This is a genomic window from Nocardia sp. NPDC051832 (genome assembly GCF_040681285.1).
In the GTDB taxonomy this organism is placed as follows: domain Bacteria; phylum Actinomycetota; class Actinomycetes; order Mycobacteriales; family Mycobacteriaceae; genus Nocardia.
Window position 1 is genome coordinate 1,229,745 of sequence record NZ_JBFAYL010000003.1, and the last position, 12,755, is coordinate 1,242,499.

The 12,755-nt window shown below is 68.4% G+C and carries 12 protein-coding genes; 6 read left to right on the forward strand and 6 right to left on the reverse strand.

Annotation, left to right across the window (positions count from 1 at the left end; genetic code table 11):
• Window positions 1–22: 22 nt before the first annotated feature.
• From AB0M14_RS23455 to AB0M14_RS23470, 4 genes are read right to left on the reverse strand one after another with little or no spacing between them, the layout of a single operon-like run.
• The gene (locus AB0M14_RS23455; RefSeq protein WP_364998270.1) at window positions 23–748 is read right to left on the reverse strand and encodes an ABC transporter permease; all 726 of its coding nucleotides are present in this window, start codon (window positions 746–748) and stop codon (window positions 23–25) included.
• On the reverse strand, window positions 745–1,395 hold the full coding sequence (locus tag AB0M14_RS23460; protein WP_364998272.1) for an ABC transporter permease: 651 nt from the start codon (window positions 1,393–1,395) through the stop codon (window positions 745–747). Before AB0M14_RS23460 ends, AB0M14_RS23455 begins: the two co-directional genes overlap by 4 nt.
• Window positions 1,392–2,552, reverse strand: a complete 1,161-nt coding sequence (locus AB0M14_RS23465) for an ABC transporter ATP-binding protein (protein WP_364998274.1) — start codon at window positions 2,550–2,552, stop codon at window positions 1,392–1,394. The genes AB0M14_RS23460 and AB0M14_RS23465 overlap by 4 nt, the downstream gene beginning before the upstream one ends.
• A gap of 9 nt (window positions 2,553–2,561) precedes the next feature.
• A complete protein-coding gene (locus AB0M14_RS23470; RefSeq protein ID WP_364999040.1) occupies window positions 2,562–3,464 on the reverse strand; it encodes an ABC transporter substrate-binding protein in 903 nt (300 codons plus the stop codon).
• Window positions 3,465–3,689: 225 nt separating this feature from the next.
• On the opposite strand from AB0M14_RS23470, the gene AB0M14_RS23475 reads away from it, so the two are divergent.
• A complete protein-coding gene (locus AB0M14_RS23475) occupies window positions 3,690–4,574 on the forward strand; it encodes a glycine betaine ABC transporter substrate-binding protein (protein ID WP_364998276.1) in 885 nt (294 codons plus the stop codon).
• Here AB0M14_RS23475 and AB0M14_RS23480 read toward each other — a convergent pair.
• Complete coding sequence (locus AB0M14_RS23480; protein WP_364998278.1) at window positions 4,571–5,542, reverse strand: superoxide dismutase; 972 nt, start codon at window positions 5,540–5,542, stop codon at window positions 4,571–4,573. The two genes, AB0M14_RS23475 and AB0M14_RS23480, sit on opposite strands and share 4 nt — an antisense overlap.
• 79 nt (window positions 5,543–5,621) lie before the next feature.
• Here AB0M14_RS23480 and AB0M14_RS23485 point away from each other — a divergent pair, with 79 nt between their 5' ends.
• From AB0M14_RS23485 to AB0M14_RS23505, 5 genes are all read left to right on the forward strand, one after another.
• On the forward strand, window positions 5,622–6,530 hold the full coding sequence (locus tag AB0M14_RS23485; RefSeq protein WP_364998280.1) for a LysR family transcriptional regulator: 909 nt from the start codon (window positions 5,622–5,624) through the stop codon (window positions 6,528–6,530).
• An 89-nt stretch (window positions 6,531–6,619) separates the two neighbouring features.
• On the forward strand, window positions 6,620–7,324 hold the full coding sequence (locus AB0M14_RS23490; protein ID WP_364998282.1) for a PadR family transcriptional regulator: 705 nt from the start codon (window positions 6,620–6,622) through the stop codon (window positions 7,322–7,324).
• Between the two features lie 26 nt (window positions 7,325–7,350).
• A complete protein-coding gene (locus AB0M14_RS23495) occupies window positions 7,351–8,832 on the forward strand; it encodes a DHA2 family efflux MFS transporter permease subunit (RefSeq protein WP_364998284.1) in 1,482 nt (493 codons plus the stop codon).
• 122 nt (window positions 8,833–8,954) lie between these two features.
• Window positions 8,955–10,445 carry a DHA2 family efflux MFS transporter permease subunit gene (locus tag AB0M14_RS23500; protein WP_364998286.1) on the forward strand — a complete coding sequence of 497 codons (1,491 nt, stop codon included), beginning with the start codon at window positions 8,955–8,957 and terminating at the stop codon, window positions 10,443–10,445.
• A gap of 38 nt (window positions 10,446–10,483) precedes the next feature.
• Window positions 10,484–11,032, forward strand: coding sequence for a 2'-5' RNA ligase family protein (locus AB0M14_RS23505; protein WP_364998288.1), 549 nt, complete (start codon window positions 10,484–10,486; stop codon window positions 11,030–11,032).
• Here AB0M14_RS23505 and AB0M14_RS23510 read toward each other — a convergent pair.
• Window positions 11,025–12,689, reverse strand: coding sequence for a molybdopterin-dependent oxidoreductase (locus AB0M14_RS23510; RefSeq protein WP_364998290.1), 1,665 nt, complete (start codon window positions 12,687–12,689; stop codon window positions 11,025–11,027). The two genes, AB0M14_RS23505 and AB0M14_RS23510, sit on opposite strands and share 8 nt — an antisense overlap.
• Between the last annotated feature and the right edge of the window lie 66 nt (window positions 12,690–12,755).

Below are 12,755 nucleotides of genomic sequence, written 5' to 3' on the forward strand. Positions count from 1 at the left end.
GGAACGGGGCCCTTGTCGTCGGTCACTTCGCTGGTCGGTCCAGCCTGGATCGCGTCCCGGCATAACCACTCGCGAAGGTGCGGCGGCGCAGGCGGCCGGTGCCGGGGGCGCTGGCCCAGACCGCGGCGGCGAGCAGTCCGTCGAGGGTCATGGCGAGGATGGCGACCAGGAGGGCGCCGACGAGGACGCGGTCGTAGCGGTAGAGGCCGATGCCGTCGAAGATGTAGCGGCCCAGGCCGCCGAGGTTGACGTAGGCGGCGATGGTGGCGGTGGCGACGACCTGGAGGCTGGCGCCGCGCAGGCCGGTCAGGATGATCGGCAGGGCGTTGGGTACTTCGACGCGGAACAGGATCTGGCGTTCGGTCATCCCCATGGCGCGGGAGGCGTCGACCACGTCGGCGGGGACGTTGGCGATGCCGGCGTAGGCGCCCGCGAGCAGCGGCGGGATGCCGACGGTGACCAGGGCGAGCAGCGGCGGGATCAGGCCGAGGCCGAGCAGCAGCACCAGGAAGGTGAGCAGGCCCAGGGTGGGCAGCGCGCGCATGGCGTTGGCGAAGCCGACCAGCAGGGCCGAGCCGCGGCGGGTGTGGCCGATGACCAGGCCGAGCGGCACGGCGACCAGCGCGGAGGCGGCGACGGCGAGGAAGCTGTACCAGAGGTGTTCCAGGATGCGCTGGGTGATCCCGGTGGGGCCGGACCAGTTGGCGCCGTCGGTGAGGTATTGCCAAGCGTCGACGAAAAGGTTCATACCCCCGCGCCTTTCGCGGTCCGGACCCACGGCGTGCCCCAGCGGCCGAGGGCGAACAGCACGCGGTCCACGAGCAGGGCGAGCGCCAGGGTGACGATGATGCCCGCGACGATCTCGTCGGTGTAATTGCGCTGATATCCCTGGGTGAACAGCACGCCGAGCCCGCCGCTGCCGATCAGCGCACCCACCGACACCATGGCGATATTGGTGACCGCGATGACCCGCAGACTGGACAGGAACACCGGAATGGCCAGCGGCATATCGACGGTCAGCGTGCGGCGCAGCGGGCTGAAGCCGACCGCGTCGGCCGCGTCGAGCACGGTGGCGGGCACCGAATCCAGGGCCGCGGGCACCGCGATCAACAGCAGCGCCGTCGAATACAGCGCGAGCGCGATGATCACATTGAGCGGATCGATGGTCGAAATCCCCACCAGCGGCGGAATGATCACGAACAGGGCCAGCGACGGAATGGTGTAGGCCAGGCTGGAAACCGCCGTCGTGATTTTCCGCACCAGCGGCGCCCGCCGGATCAGCGCGCCCGCCGGAATCGCGATCACCACACCGATCAGCAGCGGCACCAGCGCCAATTTCACATGGGTTGCCGTCAGATTCATGATGTCGGCGAAATTGTCGATCAGATACTTCACGCCGAATCCTCGGTCAGCCCGTGTTCGTAGGCGCGGCGATTGCGTTCGGCGTCCTCGGCGGCGCGCTGGTCGGCGAGCAGCTGGAGCACCTCGGTGGCCAGCACGCCGCCCCGCACCGCGCCCGAATCATCGACTGCCACACCGATTCCGGATGGTGAGGAGATCGCCGCGTCCATAGCCTGGCGCAGATCGCCGCTGGGCGTGAACAGCGAGCCGCCCGCCGACATGCTCTGCGCCAGTTCGCGACCGCCGCGCAACGACTCCACGCCGGTCACGTCGACCCAGCCGACCGGCCGGCCGGCCGCATCGACCACCAGCACCCAGTCGCCGAGCTCCAGCCGGAGCTCCTTGACCTCGCCCGCGGTGGCGGTCCGGATCTCGTGCAGCGGAACACCTTGCGCGGTCCGGAACGACAGCCCTCGATAGCCGCGATCGTGCCCGACGAAGTCGGCCACGAAATCCGTTGCGGGCTGGGCCAATACCTCTCGCGGTGTGTCGTACTGCTGGAGCACGCCGCCCCGGGCGAACACCGCGACCTTGTCGCCGAGGGTGATCGCCTCGTCGATATCGTGCGTGACGAACACGATCGTCTTGTGCAATTCCGCTTGCAGCCTTTGCATTTCGGCCTGCAACTCCCCGCGCACCACCGGGTCGACCGCGCTGAACGGCTCGTCCATCAGCAGGATCGGCGGGTCGGCGGCCAAGGCCCGGGCCACCCCGACCCGCTGCTGCTGCCCGCCGGAGAGTTGCGCCGGATACCGTTTCGCGAGCGCGCGATCCAGTCCGACGCGGTCGAGCACCTCCAGCGCGGCGGCCCTGGCGGCCTTGCGCGAATCGCCGCGCAGCACCGGCACGGTCGCGACATTGTCGAGCACCGTGCGATGCGGCAGCAGGCCGCCGCTCTGGATGACATATCCGATACCGAGCCGCAATTTCACCGGGTCGACCGTCGAAATATCTTGCCCGTCAATGGTGATCGTGCCGCTGGAGGGCTGGATCATCCGATTGATCATCCGCATCGAGGTGGTCTTGCCACACCCGGACGGCCCGACGAACACGGTGAAAGACCCCGAGGGGATCAGCAGATCCAGGTCGGTGACAGCGTGCGTCCCGTCCGGATAGATCTTGCCGATCCCGCGGAATTCGATATCGGACACCGGGAACTCCTAACTGACGGGCTTGTCGAGTCCCTGGGTGCGAATCCACTCCAGCGCGGCGGCCTTGGGCTCGGTCTTGGTCTTACCCGAAACCGCCTCGTTGAGTTTCAGCAAGCCCTCGGTGGTGAGCTTGGCCGACACGGCGTCGAGCACCTTGGCCGCCTTGTCGGTCTTCTTCTTCGCGTTGAACAGCGGCACCACGTTCTGCGCGGGGAAGTTGTGCTTCGGATCCGCGAGCACCACCAGGTTGTTCTCCAGAATGGCCTGGGAGGTGGTGAAGATATCGGCGGCGGTGACCTGGCCTTCGACCAGCGCGCGCACCGTGGCGGGGCCGCCGCCGTCGGCGATCGGCACGAAATTGGCGCTCGCGATATCCAGGCCGTAGTTCTTCTTCAGGCCGGGCAGGCCGCCGACGCGTTCGGCGAATTCCGCGGGGGCGCCGAACTTCACCTCGGCCGAATGCGGAGCCAGGTCGGCGATGGAGGTCAGATTCCATTTCTCGGCGGTGGCCTTGGTGACGACGACCGCGTCGGAATCCTGCGCCTGGGCCGGTTTCGCGATGGCGAGCTCGGTGCCGAGCGCACCCACCAGCGCCTTGTCGACCTCCTCGGAGGTGGCGGCGGTGGCGTTCTTGTCCAGATATTGCAGGAGGTTGCCGGTGTATTCGGGGATCACCGAGATCGCGCAGCTGCGCAGCGCGGGAATGTAGGCTTCCCGGCTGCCGATCCGGAATCGGGTGTCCACCTGGAAACCGTTGATTCGCAATACCTCGGCGTAGATGGTGGCCACGGTTTCCGATTCTTGGAAATCGGCCGAGCCGACGACGAGTCCGTCGCCTTCGCAACTTCCTTTGCTGCCCAGGGGATCCGAATTGCCGCAGGCGGACAGCACCATGGCGACAGCGAGCGCCATGGCGGCGGCGACAAGTCTGGCGGCGCGTAGCGCCAGGCTCGGCGCCGGGCGCCGAGGGGCGGGAGTGGTCGTGGTTTTCACGGGAGTCCTTCCGGGCAAGGCGTGCTCGAGCGTATGGCCCGCGGCGAAGAACGGGGCCACCGGTACATTCTGGATGTCCATACTGCCCGTTGCATGATGTTCCTGTTCACTACGGAGAGTTGGGGTCATCGAATGGTGCTGGCCGTGTCGAGACGGATGCTGAGCCGGGTTCTTGTCGTAGCGGTCGCCACCATGGCGGTGGCCTGCGGCGATGAGTCCGTGCCCGCGCCGGATTTCGTGGTCGGAGCGGGGGATTCGGTGGAATCCGGACTGCTCGCCGAAATCTACGCGGGCGCGCTGGCGCGGACCGGTCTGCCGGTGACGGTGAAGAATCAGCTGGGGGACCGCGCCGGCTATCTCGCCGCCCTGGACGCGGGCGCGGTGGCACTGGTCGGCGAGCACAATGGCGAGCTGCTCGAATTCCTGGACAGTGGAGCCACCGCGCGCACGCCGAAGGATGTGACGGAGGCCCTGAACAAATCGCTGCCGGAGGGTCTGGTGGTCGCCGATCCCGCCGACGGCACGGATATGCGCCCGCGCGTGCTGATTCCGGCCGCGGTGGCCGAGCTGGACCAGGTGCGCTCGATCTCCGCGCTGGGGGCGCGCTGCGCGGAAATGCCGGCGGGCGTGGCACCGGTTCCCGCTGTGCTGCGCGCACCGGAGCAGCCGATCCGGGTGGCCGGGTGCGGGTTCCCGGCGACGGTCACCCTGCTCGATGCCGCGGACCTGCGAGAAGCGTTGCTGGACGGGCGGGTACAGGCCGGTCTGCTCACCGGGCCGCCCGCCTTGACGCCGGACGCGTTGGCCGGGCTGACGGTGCTCGCCGACGACGACTACGCGGTGCGCGCGCAGAACGTGCTGCCGGTGCTGCGCAAGGGCAGCCTCGACGAAGTCCGGCTGACGAAACTGAACTACGTCGCGGGCGAGCTGACTACCGACGAACTCGTCGACATGATCCGCAAGATCCGCGATGGCAGCACGACTCCGGGCGAGGCGGCCCGGACCTGGCTCGACGCGCACGCGCTCTAGCCGAATTGAGCGACGGCGACCGCGCTGTAGCGGGTGGTGGGCTCGGGCGGGGTGTCGAAGCGGGCATTCGGCAGGTACAGGCGGCCGCCGAAGGCCGCGATGGTGGCCGGAACGTCGAAGCGCGGGTCGGTGATTCGCCGTTGGACGGTGCCGGTGGTGCCTGCCGGATCCAGCGCGATCACGGCGATCGTGTTGCGCCGGTTCTCCACGGCATACAGTGTGCTGCCGTCCAAGTGCAGTCCGTCACCGTTGGGCAGACTCTCGGCGCCCAGATCGATCCGCCGGGTCACGCCGGTCGCCGGGTCGACCCGGAACAGGCTGCCCGTCACCGACTGCACGAGGATCAGGCCCGTGCCGTCGGGCGTGCGCACGATGCCGTTGGCGTTGAACGCTCCTGGCACATAGGCGATGTCGCCGGTGAGCGGGACGCGGACCACCGCCTCGGGCGCGGGTAGCGCTCCGTCTTGGCCGAAGGGCAGGTGGTAGAGCACCGCCGAACGTGAATCGGTGAACCATGCCCCCGCGGGCGTGAGCACCACGTCGTTGACGAAGGTGTCCGGCGGCGCGGCGACTTGGTAGCGCGCGAGCACCGCGCCGGTCCACGCGTCGAGCACTCGGATGTCACCGCCGGTTCCGCCCGCGACGAAAAGCCGGCCACGGTCGTCGAGCCGGAGACCGAGGGCCTGGGTGCCCGGGCCGGGGCTGAAGAGCCCGCCCTGGCCGGTCAGCAGGTCGGCGCGATAGATGGAGCCGTCCGCCATGGAGCCGAAGTAGGCGAAAGGCAGTGCGCCGATGGCGATTCCCTCCGGACGGAAGCCGGTGGGCAGGGTGATCGTGGTCGGGAAGAGCGGGCTGTCGGCGGCCGCCTGGTGCGCCGGCGTCAAGACCGCCGCGCAGGCGACCGCCGCCGAGACCAACAGAAAGCGCCGAGTGGCGCGGGAAACCAACTGTGCTGGTGTGTTTTTCACGCTCACAATCTCACCGCGCCCGGATTGATGAGTCCAACACATGTTTGTCACCGCATCGATCGTCATTCACGATTGATCCGTGGAGCTCCAGCAAATGCGCTATGTCCTCGCCGTCGCCGAAACGAACAGTTTCACCCGGGCCGCCGAACGATGCCGGGTGGTGCAGTCCGCACTCAGTCACCAAATCGCCCGTCTGGAACGGGAATTGGGGGCGCGGCTCTTCGAGCGCACCAGCCGCCGGGTCCGGCTGACACCGGCCGGAGCGGCGTTCCTCCCCGCGGCGCGGCAGTGCCTGGAAGCCGCCGACCGGGCGGCCGCCGAGGTGTCGGCGGCGGTCGGCGAAGTTCGCGGGCGCTTGTCCGTGGGCCTGGTTCCGACCGTGGCCGCGGTCGATATTCCCGGCGCGCTGGGTGAATTCCGCCAGCGGTACCCGCACGTGCGCATCGGCCTGTGTGTGAACGCGGGCGAGAACCTCGTCGAGAAGATCCGGCACGGAGCTTTGGACGTGGCTTTCCTCGGCTTGCCCGCCACCGTGCGACCCGAGGGCGTCGCCGCCCGGGAACTCGCCCGCGACCGCCTCGTCGCGATCGTCGCGCCGGGCCATCCGCTCGCCGGCGCGTCCTCGGTCGACCTGCACCGGCTGTCGTCCGAAGTGTTCGTGGACCTGCCGGCCGGGACCGCCGCCCGCAGCCAAACCGATCAGGCCTTCGCGGCCGCCGGACTGGTCCGCGAGGTCGCCTTCGAGGTGACCGCCGCGGACTACATCACCCGCCTCGTCGAGCAGAACCTCTGCGTGGCGATGCTGCCCGCCGCCTACGTCCCGCAGCTCACCGGCATCGCCACCCTCGAGGTCGAGGACGCACCGGGCCGCGTCGAATACGTCGTCTGGAACACCAGTAGCCGCACACCCGCGGCGAGCGCCTTCCTAGCGCTGCTCGCGGCGGATTCGCCGCAGGCGACCGAGCCGGCAGGCCGAGCTGTCGGCTAGCGCACACTTGTGATCATGATGTTCCGCGCCGTATATTCCATCTGGAGTATTCGGAGTGGAACATGTGACGTCGACCGGAGGTGAACCAGATGGAGCGCAAGGCGCGCGCCTCGGTGACGGCATTGGCGATCAGCGTGCTGGCGCTGCTCGAGGAGCGGCCCATGCATCCCTACGAGATGTATCAACTACTTCTTGCCCGCGGTGAGGACGTGCTGGTCAAGGTTCGCCCGGGCTCGCTTTATCACACGGTGGCGCGGCTGGCCGAGCAGGAACTGGTACGGGCCGAAGGGGTGGATCGGACGGGTAACCGGCCCGAGCGCACCACCTACCGGATCACCGAGGCTGGCCGGAAAGCCATGCGCGCCAGGATCTCCGAGATCATCCGGACTCCCGGATCGGAGTATCCGATGTTCCCGGTCGCCATCGCCGAAGCACACAATCTGCCGAGCTCCTGCGTCGTCACCCTGCTGCGGGAGCGGCTGGAGCACCTCAACGGCGACCTCGAGGATCTGACGATGATGCACGAGTGGGCGCAATCGCACGAGGTGCCGCGCCGGTATTGGCTTGTGCTGCAATACCTGCAGACCACTCTCAGCGCCGAAGTCGCGTGGATCGACGCCCTCGTCGCAGACCTGGAGAGCGGCGCGCTGGAGTGGGAGGAATTCGATCCCGCCACCGGGGTCCGGCGCGCCGAACCCGAAGGCTCCTGGCCCGGTAGTGGTTTGCCTGAGGACCAACTGCCGCCTAGGCCGCGTCGGTCGGCCGGGTCGGCCCGGCGACCGCAACTGTCCTAGCGTTATTGCTGATTGGAACGAAAACGATGCCAACTCAACGTAATCCGTGGCTGGCGCTCGGCGCGCTGGTCGTCGGCTTCTTCATGATCCTGCTGGACATGACGATCGTCGCGGTCGCCAATCCGGCGATCATGCGGGGTCTGCATGCCGATGTCTCCCAGGTGATCTGGGTGACCAGCGCCTATCTGCTCACCTATGCGGTGCCGCTGCTGGTGACCGGCCGCCTGGGAGATCGCTTCGGCCCCAAGAACATCTACCTCATCGGTCTGGTCGTCTTCACGGCCGCGTCACTCGGTTGCGGCCTGTCGGGCACGATCGCCCAGCTGATCGTGTGGCGCGCGGTGCAGGGTCTGGGCGCGGCGTTGATGACGCCGCAGACGATGGCGGTCATCACCCGCACCTTCGCCCCCGACAAGCGCGGCGCGGCCATGGGTCTGTGGGGCGGCGTGGCCGGCCTCGCGACCCTGGTCGGCCCGATTCTCGGTGGCATGCTGATCGATTCGCTCGGCTGGGAGTGGATCTTCTTCGTCAACGTGCCGGTCGGCATCATCGCGTTCGGCCTGGTCGTGTGGCTGGTGCCGGCGCTGGAGACGAGCGAGCACAAATACGACCTGCCGGGCATCGCGCTCAGCGGCGTGGGCCTGTTCCTGCTGGTCTTCGGGCTCCAGGAGGGCAACACCTACGACTGGTCGCCGCGCATCTGGCTGCTGATCGGCGGCGGGCTGCTCGTCTTGGCGCTGTTCGTGGTGAACCAGGCGCGCAATACCGACGAACCGCTGATGCCGCTGGCACTGTTCCGGGACCGCAACTTCGCGCTGTCCTCGCTGGCCATCGCGACCATGGGCGCGGCGGTCACGGCGCTGATGGTGCCGGCCTACTTCTATCTGCAGGCGGTGCGCGACATGTCGCCGACCAAGTCGGCGCTGGTCTTCGCGCCGATGGCGATCGTGACCGGACTGCTGGCGCCGTTCGTCGGCAAATTCTCCGACAACGTGGCGCCGCGGATCATTCCGACGATCGGCTTCGGCATGTTCGCGGTCGCGGTGTTCTGGTGGGCGGTGCTGATGGCGCCGGACTCCTCGATCGGGTGGTTCCTGGTCGCGGCGGCGCTGGCGGGTCTGGCCAACGCGTTCATCTGGGGGCCGCTGGCCTCCACCGCCACCCACAATCTGCCGGTGCATCAGGCCGGTGCGGGCGCGGGCATCTACAACACCAGTCGGCAGGTGGGTTCGGTGCTCGGCAGTGCCGCGATCAGCGCGCTCATCGCGGCGCGGATGTCGGCGAACGGACTGGGCGGCGGCGCGCCGGCCGGAGAGGGCGGTGCCGGTCAGTCGGCTGTTCCGGCGCAGATCCGGGACGAATTCAGTGCCGCGCTCGGTGAATCCATGTTCCTGCCGGCGGGCATCCTGGTCCTGGGCCTGATCGCGACCGCGCTGTTCGTCAGCCACAGCCGCGGGGCGAAGCCGCCGGTGGACAAGCTGGTGCGGCCGGAGCCGGTAGCGAGCTGAGCAAACCCGCTGTGTGTGCCCCGCGGACCGGCCGGTTCGCGGGGCACACGGCTGTTGCGGGTCCGCTGACCTAGGCTGAGCAACGTTCTGGTTAACCGATGCTCGGTCGAAAGGAACGCGCCATGTCCGTGGCTGCCGATACCGAACGCAATCCGTGGCTCGCGCTGTTCGCGCTGGTCGTCGGGTTCTTCATGATCCTGCTGGACATGACGATCGTCGCGGTCGCCAACCCGGCGATCCTGGCGGCCTTCGACGCCGACATCTCCCAGGTGATCTGGGTGACCAGCGCGTACCTGCTCACCTACGCGGTGCCGCTGCTGGTGACCGGCCGGCTCGGCGATCGTTTCGGTCCGAAGAACGTCTACCTGGTCGGCTTGTTCGTTTTCACCGCCGCGTCGCTGGGGTGCGGGTTGTCCGGGACCATCGCGCACCTGATCCTGTGGCGCGCGGTGCAGGGCGTCGGCGCGGCCCTGATGACGCCGCAGACGATGGCGGTCATCACCCGCACCTTCCCGCCGGACCGGCGCGGCGCGGCGATGGGTTTCTGGGGAGGTATCGCGGGCCTGGCCACCCTGGTCGGGCCGATTCTCGGTGGCGTGCTGGTGGATTGGCGCGGCTGGGAGTGGATCTTCTTCGTCAACGTGCCCGTCGGCATCATCGCCTTCGGTCTGGCGCTGTGGCTGGTGCCCGCCCTGCCGACGCACAAGCACAAGTACGACGTTCCAGGCATCCTGCTCAGTGGCGCCGGCATGTTCCTGCTGGTCTTCGGTATTCAGGAGGGCAACAATTTCGACTGGTCCAGCCGCATCTGGTTGATGATCGGAGCGGGTCTGGCGCTGCTCGCGGTGTTCGTGTGGAACCAAAGCCGCAATACCGGCGAACCGCTGCTGCCGCTCAGTCTGTTCCGCGACCGCAACTTCGGTCTGTCGAACCTCGCCATCGCCGCGATGGGCGCGGCCGTCACCGCCATGATGGTGCCGTCCTATTTCTATCTCCAAGCGGTCCGCGAACTGTCACCCACCAAGTCCGCGCTGGTCTTCGCCCCGATGGCGATCATCACCGGCATCTGCGCACCCCTCATCGGCAAGTTCTCCGACAAACTGCACCCGCGCATCATTCCGGCCTTCGGCTTCACCCTGTTCACCCTGGCGATCCTGGCCTTCTCGGCATTGATGAAGCCGGACACCGCACTCGTCTGGTATCTCGTCGCCGCCGGTTTCGCGGGCCTGGCCAACGCCTGCATCTGGGCCCCGCTCGCCGCCACCGCCACGCACAACCTCCCGGTGCAGCTGGCCGGTGCGGGCGCGGGCGTCTACAACACCACCCGGCAGGTCGGCGCGGTCCTCGGCAGCGCGGCCATCAGCGCGCTGATCTCCGCCCGCGTCGCCGCCCACGGCCTGGGCAGCGGCAAAATCGCGGAAGGCGGTGCGGGCCAAGGCCCCATCCCCGAACCGGTGAAGGATTCCTTCAGCACCGCCCTCGCCCAATCCATGCTGCTCCCGGCAGGCATCCTCTTGCTCGGCATCCTCGCCGCCGCCCTGTTCGTCAGCCACGGCCGTTCCGCACCCAGCGACCACACCGGCGCACTCGCCACCGATTCCTTTCCAGCCTGACGCGCCCCTCGAATAGAGTTGTGCGAGAAGATGGTTGCGTGCACGAGCCAACCCGTCGGACCGCCATTCTCGTCGCCGTTCCCGAACTCGCCGCATTCACCGACCGCTGGCGTTCGGTGTCGTACTGGTCCGAACGCCCCGGGATCCCGCTGACCGAAATCGTCCCGCCGCACATCAGTGTTCTGGTGCCATGGGTGCCTATGCCGAAACCAGAAGACCTGCACCGTCTCCGGGCTGCGATCGCCGATTTCGAACCGTTCGATGTCGGCTTTCCCGCCGCGGGCCAGTTCGCGAACGGCACGGTCTGGCTCCGCCCCGAACCGTTCGACCAGGTGTCGGACCTGCTGCGCGCGGTGTACACCGCGTTCCCCGAATGCCCGCCCTACGGCGGCGAATTCCCCGATCCGCACCCGCACCTGACCATCGCTACCCCGGGCCCGCACGCCGCCACCGTCCTCGCCGCTGCCGAAGCCGCCTTGGCCGCGGCACCACCCCCGGAATTTCGCCTCGACGCCGTCACTCTGTGGCGCGAAAGCCCCGGCGGAACCTGGCAGCTGACCGGTTCGCTGCCACTGCCTGTCAGCTGACCTGGACGTTCACCGAGGGATACCCGGTTGCGCCGTCCGGGATGACGTCCTGGAATTCGGCGGTCTGCGGTTGGCCGGTGTTGTCGAAGGCGCGGGCGCGCAGGGTGTGCGGGCCGGGGGTGGCGTCCCAGTCGTAGACCCATTGGCGCCAGGTGTCGATGGATTGTTCGGCGGAGAGGCGGGCGGGTTGCCAAGGGCCGCTGTCGATTTGCACCTCGACGGCGGTGATGCCGCGGTGCTGGGCCCAGGCGACCCCGGCGATGGGGATGCGGCCGGCGGTGAGGCGGGCGCGGTTGCGCGGGGTGTCGATGCGGGAGGCGGTTTTGATGGGGCCCTGGGCGGACCAGCCGCGCCGCGTCCAGTAGGCGGTGGCGCGGTCGAAGCGGGTGACTTCGAGTTCGGTGACCCATTTGGTGGCGGAGACGTAGCCGTAGAGGCCGGGGACGACCAGGCGGGCGGGGTAGCCATGCGAGACCGGGAGCGGTTCGCCGTTCATGCCGACGGCCAGCAGGGAGTCGCGGCCGTCGGTAAGGGCCGAGAGCGGAGTACCACAGGTCCAGCCGTCCTTGGAGGTGGAAAGCACCATGTCGGCGTCGGGGTGCGGACCAGCTTCGGCGAGGAGCTCGTCGAGGCGATAGCCGCGCCAGAGGGCGTTGCCGATGAGGTCGCCGCCGATCGGGTTGGAGACGCAGGCCAGGGTGATCAGGCGTTCCACTGCGGTCCGGTTCGCGAGATCGGCCCAGCTGAGCGTGATTTCGCGATCGACCATGCCGTGGATGCGCAGTGACCAGTCCTCGATCGACACCTGCGGGACGGTCAGCGCGGTGTCGATCCGGTAGAACGACGAGTTCGGGGTCAGATAGGGAGCCAGGCCAGGGATTCGTAGATCCGCTTCCGGTGCAAGGGAAATGGGCGGCCCGCTGGGTTGCGGGAGTTGCACGGCCGCGCGCTCCGCCGACACGTCCGCGCGCTGTAGCCCGAGCAACCGTCCACCCACACCGGCCGCCACCGCCAGCCCCCCGGTGATCAGGATGCCGCGCAGTAACGCCCGCCGCTCCGGCAGCGCGACCTGGGGTGCGACCGGCACCGGCCCTGCGCGTTTCTCGGATCGTGTCGGGGCGGAAGCGGTCTCGACCGAGTCGATGTGAGAATCGTCGGATCGCGTTGGCGTGGCGGCGGCCTCGACCGAGTCGGTGTCAGAGACGCCCGATTGTGCTGGCGTGACCGCGTTTTCCGCGTCGTCGATTATCGCGGTCAGCACCCGCAGCGCGTAGATCCCCGCCGCGACACCGAGCCCCGTTGGCAGCGCACCCGATACCCCGGTGCGTCCCACCGCGACCACGGCGACCAGTACCCCGAACACGGCCAGCAGGATCGACCCCGCCGCTCGCTCGGTACGTTCGATCGCCCCGGTGATTCCGGCGAAGACCGCGGCGACAACTCCCATGCAGAGATACAGCACCGCTTTGTCCTTGGTGCCGAACGTCTGGATCGCCCACTCCCGCAACCCATCGGGCGTGTGATCGATGACGGTCGACCCGAGCACGACCAGCGGTGCGCTGTCCGCCCCGATGAACGCGGCAACCAGCTCGGCCACACCGAGAGCCAACCCGGCAGCCAGAATTCCCGCAACCACCCGAAAACGCAGTTCGGCCATGGCCAGAGCCTACTGCCGCCAGCACGGAATCCGTGCGGCCCGCGGCGGTCGTGGGCCGCGAGATGC